The sequence below is a fragment of the Paramesorhizobium endophyticum genome (genome assembly GCF_014640615.1).
Taxonomy (GTDB): Bacteria; Pseudomonadota; Alphaproteobacteria; order Rhizobiales; family Rhizobiaceae; genus Paramesorhizobium; species Paramesorhizobium endophyticum.
In genome coordinates, this window is sequence record NZ_BMHH01000031.1 from 22,372 (window position 1) to 29,432 (window position 7,061).

General features: G+C 60.4%; 7 protein-coding genes. 3 read left to right on the forward strand and 4 right to left on the reverse strand.

Annotation, left to right across the window (positions count from 1 at the left end; all coding sequences use genetic code 11):
* Positions 1–5: 5 nt before the first annotated feature.
* The 4 genes from IEX53_RS21760 to IEX53_RS21775 are packed head-to-tail and all read right to left on the reverse strand — an operon-like array spanning position 6 to position 3,872.
* Positions 6–806 (reverse strand): ABC transporter permease, encoded by an 801-nt coding sequence (locus IEX53_RS21760; protein ID WP_188826282.1) that lies wholly within the window; start codon positions 804–806, stop codon positions 6–8.
* A complete protein-coding gene (locus IEX53_RS21765) occupies positions 803–1,687 on the reverse strand; it encodes an ABC transporter permease (protein WP_188826283.1) in 885 nt (294 codons plus the stop codon). Before IEX53_RS21765 ends, IEX53_RS21760 begins: the two co-directional genes overlap by 4 nt.
* A 2-nt stretch (positions 1,688–1,689) precedes the next feature.
* A complete protein-coding gene (locus IEX53_RS21770) occupies positions 1,690–2,742 on the reverse strand; it encodes an ABC transporter ATP-binding protein (protein ID WP_188826284.1) in 1,053 nt (350 codons plus the stop codon).
* Positions 2,743–2,756: 14 nt separating this feature from the next.
* Positions 2,757–3,872: an ABC transporter substrate-binding protein gene (locus tag IEX53_RS21775; protein WP_188826285.1), complete on the reverse strand. Its 1,116-nt coding sequence runs from the start codon at positions 3,870–3,872 to the stop codon at positions 2,757–2,759.
* 305 nt (positions 3,873–4,177) lie between these two features.
* Between IEX53_RS21775 and IEX53_RS21780 the strand changes: the two genes are divergently transcribed.
* The 3 genes from IEX53_RS21780 to IEX53_RS21790 are packed head-to-tail and all read left to right on the forward strand — an operon-like array spanning position 4,178 to position 7,016.
* A complete protein-coding gene (locus tag IEX53_RS21780) occupies positions 4,178–4,810 on the forward strand; it encodes a cysteine hydrolase family protein (protein WP_236016316.1) in 633 nt (210 codons plus the stop codon).
* 11 nt (positions 4,811–4,821) lie between these two features.
* Entirely contained in the window at positions 4,822–6,252 is a 1,431-nt protein-coding gene (locus IEX53_RS21785) for an MATE family efflux transporter (RefSeq protein ID WP_188826286.1), read from the forward strand.
* A gap of 35 nt (positions 6,253–6,287) precedes the next feature.
* The gene (locus tag IEX53_RS21790; RefSeq protein ID WP_236016317.1) at positions 6,288–7,016 is read left to right on the forward strand and encodes a GntR family transcriptional regulator; all 729 of its coding nucleotides are present in this window, start codon (positions 6,288–6,290) and stop codon (positions 7,014–7,016) included.
* The last annotated feature ends 45 nt before the right edge of the window (positions 7,017–7,061 follow it).

Here is a 7,061-nt window from a genome sequence, read left to right on the forward strand (position 1 = left end):
TCCTCTTAAAAACGCGCACCGAGAAGTTTCGGAAGATTGCCCAGGCGGGCAACGGTGATGAAGCCGAGAAGGCCGATCAGCATGAAGAGAACTGCCCCGACGCACATGGTCGGCGAGAAGCCGGTGCGCATGTTGGAGAAGATCTTGACCGGCATGGTCTCGGCGGTGAAGCCGGCCACCATGAAGGCGATGACATATTCGTTGAGGCTGAAGATCGCCACGAAGATGAAGCTCGACACGACGAAGGGCAGGACTAAAGGGACCGCGACGGTGCGCAGGATGTCGTCGTCTCGCGCGCCCATCGTGCGGGCCGCTTCGACGAGCGACTTGTCGATCCCCGCAAAACCGAGCGAGATCATCACCAGCGGCACGGCGATGAAGGTGACGGCATGGCTGATGACGATGTTCTCGATCTGGCCGACGTGCCGGACCGTGCCCCAGAACAGCAGGAACAGGACCGCGATGACGACCGGCGGCAGGATGAAGGGAACCCCCGCCATGCCGCCTAAAATCTTCGCGAAGCGCGAATTGGTCTTCCATTGGATATAGGCGATCGGAAAGGCGACACTGATCGTCAGAAGCGATGCGGCGATCGCGATTGCGACCGAACGCAGGAAAGCCGATGTCCAGGCCGGGTCTTCCATGAAGGCAAAATACCAGCGCAGGCTGATATTCTGCGGCGGAAAGGTCATCTGCGCTGTGCTGTTGAAGCTGACGCCCGCAACGATGATGAGCGGCGCCGCAAGGAAGAAGGCGAGGCAGACAAGGAAAAGCTGCCGCAGCAGTTTCAGGGCCAACCGGCTCATGAGGTGTATCCCTTCCCGCCGATACGATTGATCACCAGGATCATCGCGCCGGTGACCAGCATCAGGAAGACGGCGATCGCCGAGGCCTGCGGCAGGTTCTGCGCTGAATTGGCGACCTCGCTGATGATGACGCCGATCGTCCAGTTGGCCGGTCCTCCGAGCACGAGCGGCGCGACATAAGCGCCTATCGTCATCACCACGGTCGTGAGGTAAGCGGTGGCGATCGGCTTGCGCATCAATGGCAGGACCACGTTGAAAAAAGCCCGCATCGGGGTGGCGCCCATGGTGGCGGCGGCTTCCATGTAGGAGGAATCCATGCGCGACAGGCCGGGATACAGGGTCATCACGTTGAAGGGGATGACGACATAGATTAGGCAACTGACGACCGCATAAAAGCTCGGCGTCAGCGAGACCGGCTTGTCGAGCAGGCCGAGGAAAACGGCGATATTGGAGATGCCGACCCGCTTGGAGAGAATGATCTGCCAGGAGAAGGTGATCAGCACTTCCGAGAGCGCAAGCGTCGTCAGAAGCCCGATCAGCCAGACGATCTGCGCCTTGCGGCTCATGCGGGTGATGAACCAGGTGGCCGGAAAGGCGATGATCATGCTGAGCGTCGCGACCGTCAGCGCCAGCCAGAGTGAGAAGGTCAGGCCGTTCATCACCATCGGCTGGAACAGGCTCGCCATCGCATCGAGCGACCAGCCGCTGCCCTGATAATAGGCCGGATCGACGCGGGCGACGCTGACGCGCAGCAGAAGTACGAAAGGCACGCCGAAAAAGGCGACGATCATGAAGAATGGCCAGGCGAGGCCGGCGGCTATCGACAACGAAGCCGACAGGCGCTGCCGGTTCATGCCGTCTTGTCCCGAAACGAGCGACATGGTCAGTCCTCCAGGACGGTCACCGAACCCGGTGCGAAGGAGATGGAAAACTCGGTTGCGTCTTCGAGCTCGGCCCAGGCGCTCGGGGCGAGGGAAGCGATCACCTGGCGGCCATTGCTGTCGAGAAACACTTCGACGCTGGAGCCGAGGTCGCGCACGAAGGTGATTTTCGCGGTCGGGCCGGTGCTGCCTGTCTGCGGTCGTGACAGGAGGGTGCTTTCCGGGCGGACGCAGATCGTGACCTTGTCGCCGGGCTTGAAACGAGAGGGCGCCGGACCGGTGATGATGACGGTTTCGCCGATCCGCACATGTTCGCGATCGACGAGAATGCCTTCTGCGAGATTGCTCTGGCCGATGAAGTCGGCGACGAAGCGATTGACCGGCTTGCGGTAGATATCGACCGGGCTGCCGACCTGCTGCACCTTGCCATGCGCCATAATGACGATCTGGTCGGCGATGGTCATCGCTTCGCGCTGGTCGTGGGTGACGAAGATGGTGGTGATCTTCAGCTTCTGCTGCAGCTGCCGCAGCTCGACCTGCATGTGGTCGCGCAGCTTGGCATCGAGCGCTGAAAGCGGTTCGTCCATCAGGAAGAGAAGCGGTTCCTGCGCCAGCGCGCGGGCGATCGCGACACGCTGCCTCTGGCCACCGGAAAGCTGGTCGACCCGGCGCGACTGCATGCCAGCCAGATCGACGAGCTTCAGAAGCTCGTCGATCCGTTCCTGCTTGTGGTGCTTCGCCATCGTGCGATAGCGGAGGCTGTAGCCGATATTGCCGGCCACATCGAGATGCGGGAACAAGGCAAGGGCCTGGAACACCATTCCGAAGTTGCGTTCGTTGGTCGGAACACCGGTTATGTCGCGACCGTTGAGGCGCACCGTGCCGCTGGTCGGTTGTTCCAGACCGGCGATGATGCGCATCAGGGTCGTCTTGCCGCAACCGGACGGACCGAGGAAGCAGACGAACTTGCTCTGTTTGATGGCAAGCGAGACGTCGGAGACGACCGTGTTTTCACCGAAGGACTTCGTGAGGTTTGAGATTTCCAAGCCTAGCATGTTTTCGTCCCGACTTACTGACCAAGCATCTTGAGAAGCTGCGCCGAGATGTAATCGGCGTGCTTCACCTTCGCTGCCGAGGCCACGACGATCGGCTTGCCGGTGCCGGACACGGCGTTGAACTCATCGTCGGTCAGGTTGAGCTTCGACTTCTCGATCAGCGGGGCTGCGCCGACATTGCGGGCGATCAGCTCGTGGCATTCCGGCGTGGCGCTCCAGTCGATGAAGGCGATGGCGCCCTCGCTCACTTCGCCGACCTTCGGAAGGCACCAGGCGTTGAAGCCGAGGACCGCGCCCTCCTTCGGGAAGATCGAGGCGACGTCGGTGCCTTCCTTCTTCATGATCATCGAGACGTCGTGGAAATAGAGGCCGCCGACGACTTCGTCGTTCTGGAAGGCGCTCTGCATCGAGCCTTCATCGGTCCACCACAGTTTCGCATTCGGCTTCAACTCGCCGATCTTGGCGATGACCTTGTCGATGCCTTCCTCTGTGTCGAGCGTCGAAGCACCGTCGAAATAGACGGAAGCCACTATGTCGAGTAGCACGCTGGTACCGCCGCCCTGCAGGCCCCAGGCCGATGCGCGCGGCTTCCAGAGTTCAGTCCAGCTGTCCGGCAGTTTTTCGAATTCGGAGGGGTTGGCGATCAGGGTGATATACCAGGCCATGGCGCCGACGCCATCGACCTTGCCGCCGTCTTCATAAAGGAAGCCGTCCAGCAGGTTGCCGACATTCTTCAGCCTGGATTTTTCGACGGTTGCCCACAGGCCGCGCTGGCGGCCCCGAATAACGTCGGCCTGACCGACGCAGCAGACGTCCATCGGGGCCGAGCCTGCCTGGATCGCCTGACCGAGCTGGACCAGGAACTGCGAGCCGGCCGACTGCGGGATCGACTGGATGGCGATGCCGGTCTGCTTGGTGAAGGCTGGGTAGACGCTCTTTGCGAAGGCCTGCTCGAAGAAGCCGCCGAAGTTCGAAACCCGGAGCGTCGTTGCGGCATAGGAGGGGCGCACGAAGGGCGAGGAAATGAGTGCCGCCGCGGCAAGGCCGCCGGCGGCCTTCAGGACGGATCTGCGCGAAATCGCCGAGTTCATGTCCTGGCCGGAAGGCGGGGAGGGCTTTCTGGATGCCATGCGTGTTCTCCTTAACTGTCCACTTGAGTAGGTGATAAAGAGCTATGCAATAGCCGTGCCAGATTTAAAAATGCATTTTGAAACAAATAGATATGTAGAGTTCTGTGATTTACGGATACTCCTGATGCCCCATGTTTTCTGAGGAAAATTAGGCATATGCCCAAATAATATGCGAATTGTATGCAATATTGCATACTAGATTTTGGTGTGTATAATCGCAGCCGATAGCGCCATTCCGACCGGATCTGATGGTCGGGGAAGAGGGGTGACGACAGTGTTAATTCATAAGCAAGCGAGTGAAACTGATGGCTGGAAATCCAATCGTTCCGAAGCCCATGATCGTCGGGCGTGCCGCCCTGATCGTCGTCGATATTCAGAAAGCGGGCTTCATGCCGCGTCCGACGACGTCCCGCCTGGAATTCATGGACGACCATATCGAACGCAACTGGCGTGCGAAGTCGGTCGTCGATGCAGCCCGCAAGGCCGGCATTCCCGTCATCTTCGTGCAGGAAGCGCATCGCGACAGCCTGATTGATTTCGGTCGCGAGCTGGATGGTTCGGAAAGCATCCATTGCCTTGAAAGCTCGCCGGGCACGCCTTTCCCGATCGAGGAAATGGAAATGACGCCGGACGATCTGCGCATCACCAAGCGCCGTTACTCAGTCTTCTATGGCACCGAGATGGAAATCCTTCTGAAGGCCGTGAAGGCCGAGACACTGTTCTTCGTCGGCGGTTTCACCGATGTCTGCATCCATTACAGCTTCGTCGATGCACACCAGGGCGATTATTATTGCCGCGTTATCGAGGATTGCGTTTCGGGTTCCGGGCAGGCTGCGCATGACGCTTCGCTGGTCGCCATGGAGTATCTCCAGGCTGGCGCCCGCCGCACAGCCCAGGATGTCATCGATGCCTTCGGCGCCCAGGCCGTTGTAGCCTGATCGCGATAGGCATGACACGCACGACATGGAATGAGCTGCGAGCCCTTGGCGGCATCTCGGCTCCGCTGGCCGTCACCCAGGCGAGCCAGATGGTGATGAGTCTCGCGGCGAGCGTCATGCTCGGCCGCGTCAGCGGCTCCGCGCTTGCGGCCGGCGGGCTCTGCGCGATCTTCATTCAGGCCCTCAGCGTCATCTCGCAGGGCGTGATCGCCGGCGCGCATCCGCTGATGGCCGCTGCAAAGGGGAAAAGCGAAGCGGAAAAGTCGGATGAAGATGGCGCGGCCTATGCCTTCGGGGGCGCCGTGCTGGCCGGCCTCATCCTTTCGCTCCTGTCGATGGCGATCCTCTTCAACCTGTCTGCGATCCTTGCTCCGTTCGGCGTCGTGCCTGAAATTCTCGGCGATGTGGAAGCGTTCACCAGCCGTGCCACCTTCGCGCTGCCGGCCATCCTGTGGATCGCGCCGATCCGTCTTTATTGCTCCGTCAGCGGGAAATCATGGCTGATCATGGCCTCGGTCGGGTTTGGAGCTGTCTGCTACGTGCCGCTTCTCTCCGGCCTCACTTTCGGGGCTTTCGGCAATACTGGCCATGGAATTGCGGGCGCCGGTCTCGCCTATGCGATCGCCTGGTGGCTGGTTGCGATCGGATTGACGGCCTATGCAATGGCCGGCAAACACCTGCCGCTCTCGACGTTCCGCGCCGCCGTTCCGACCGCGACGAAGGCCGTCCGGGAGGTCTGGTCGATCGGCTGGCCGATCGCGCTGATCTACGCGGCGGAACTCGGCATGACGTTGGTCCTGACACTGGTCACCAGTGGCTTAGGGACGATTGCGATCATCGCCAACCAGATCGCCTATACGCTGAACAGCATTGCCTTCAACCCGATCGTCGCAATCGGCCAGGCGGCGACTGTCCGGGTCGCCTATCATCTCGGTGCGGGTCGGGATGCAGCCGCCCGGTTGGCCGGCAATCTGGCGCTGATCGTTGCCGCAGGCCTGATGGCGCTGTTCGGCGCAATCCTGCTCGTCGGGTCAAAAGAGATCATCGACTTGTTCCTTGCCGGAGAAACTGCAGATTTTGCGGTCATCGAGGTGCTGGCACAGAAACTGATCATGATCCTCGCCGCATTTCTGATCTTTGACGGCCTGCAATCGGCCGCCAATGGCGCCCTGCGTGGCCTGAAGGATACGCGTGTGCCGATGCTCATCGGTCTCTGCGGCTATTGGCTGCTCGGCGTGCCCGTTGCAATCACTCTTTCCTTCAGCCTCGGCATGGGTGTCGTCGGCGTCTGGTTTGGCATACTGGCCGGCATTACCAGCGTCGCCTGCACGCTTCTCTGGCGCTGGAGGCGCGTGGCCGGGATCGCTTCGGCAAAAGAGAATAGTGCATCAGTTACACGCGAAGGTCGAAGCATGTTGCGCAAGCAAACCAGTTCGACATAAGAATACTCGAAAAAGATGGCCCCTTGGACGGAATAATGAAGAAAAAGCCCTCGGATAGCGAAGACGTTCCTCCTGCCAGGCAAGAAGGATCGCCGCGCAAGCTGACACGTGCCGAGGAAGTGCGCGCACGACTCGCCGACGATATCGTCGATGGCAAGCTTTCGCCGGGAATGCCGCTCGACGAGACCGAGATCGCCGCAAGCTACGGCGTTTCGCGCACTCCCTTGCGCGAGGCGATCCGCGATCTTGCCGCCATGGGCCTTGTCGAGACCAGACCGCATCGCAGCGCCATCGTCACCCGCCCGTCGCCGGAACATCTGCGGCAGATGTTTCAGGTGATGGCGGAGCTGGAAGCGCTGTGCGCAAGCCTTGCGGCGGCCAGCATGACGCTTTCGGAACGACGCAACCTCGAGACCATTCACGAGGGATTGGCGCAGATACTCAAGGAAAATGATCCGAGCCAATACCATGTGCTTAATGAGAAGTTTCATGCAGCGATCTATGCCGGCAGCCACAATGCCTATCTGGTCGAAATCACACTGGCGACGCGTCGGCGCTTGTCGCCTTTCCGCCGCGCGCAGTTTTTGACCACTGGGCGTCTGGCAAAATCTTACAACGAACATGACGCGATCCTCGTCGCCATCCTGCAGGGCAATCGCGAACTTGCCGCGGAATCAATGCGCGAACACATCCTGACGGTCGAGGATTCCTATGAGGAATATGCCGGCCTGAAGACGCGTGAATATACCCCGTTCACGCGATAACCCGAAAATCGCGTGGCCTGATGACGCGGAAATTGTCGGTGACGA

Excerpts from the sequence above, each read along its gene's own strand:
- IEX53_RS21760 (WP_188826282.1), bottom strand. The coding sequence starts at position 806 with ATGAGCCGGTTGGCCCTGAAACTGCTGCGGCAGCTTTTCCTTGTCTGC.
- IEX53_RS21775 (WP_188826285.1), bottom strand. The coding sequence starts at position 3,872 with ATGGCATCCAGAAAGCCCTCCCCGCCTTCCGGCCAGGACATGAACTCG.
- IEX53_RS21785 (WP_188826286.1), top strand. The coding sequence starts at position 4,822 with ATGACACGCACGACATGGAATGAGCTGCGAGCCCTTGGCGGCATCTCG.
- IEX53_RS21780 (WP_236016316.1), top strand. The coding sequence starts at position 4,178 with ATGGCTGGAAATCCAATCGTTCCGAAGCCCATGATCGTCGGGCGTGCC.
- IEX53_RS21765 (WP_188826283.1), bottom strand. The coding sequence starts at position 1,687 with ATGTCGCTCGTTTCGGGACAAGACGGCATGAACCGGCAGCGCCTGTCG.
- IEX53_RS21790 (WP_236016317.1), top strand. The coding sequence starts at position 6,288 with ATGAAGAAAAAGCCCTCGGATAGCGAAGACGTTCCTCCTGCCAGGCAA.
- IEX53_RS21770 (WP_188826284.1), bottom strand. The coding sequence starts at position 2,742 with ATGCTAGGCTTGGAAATCTCAAACCTCACGAAGTCCTTCGGTGAAAAC.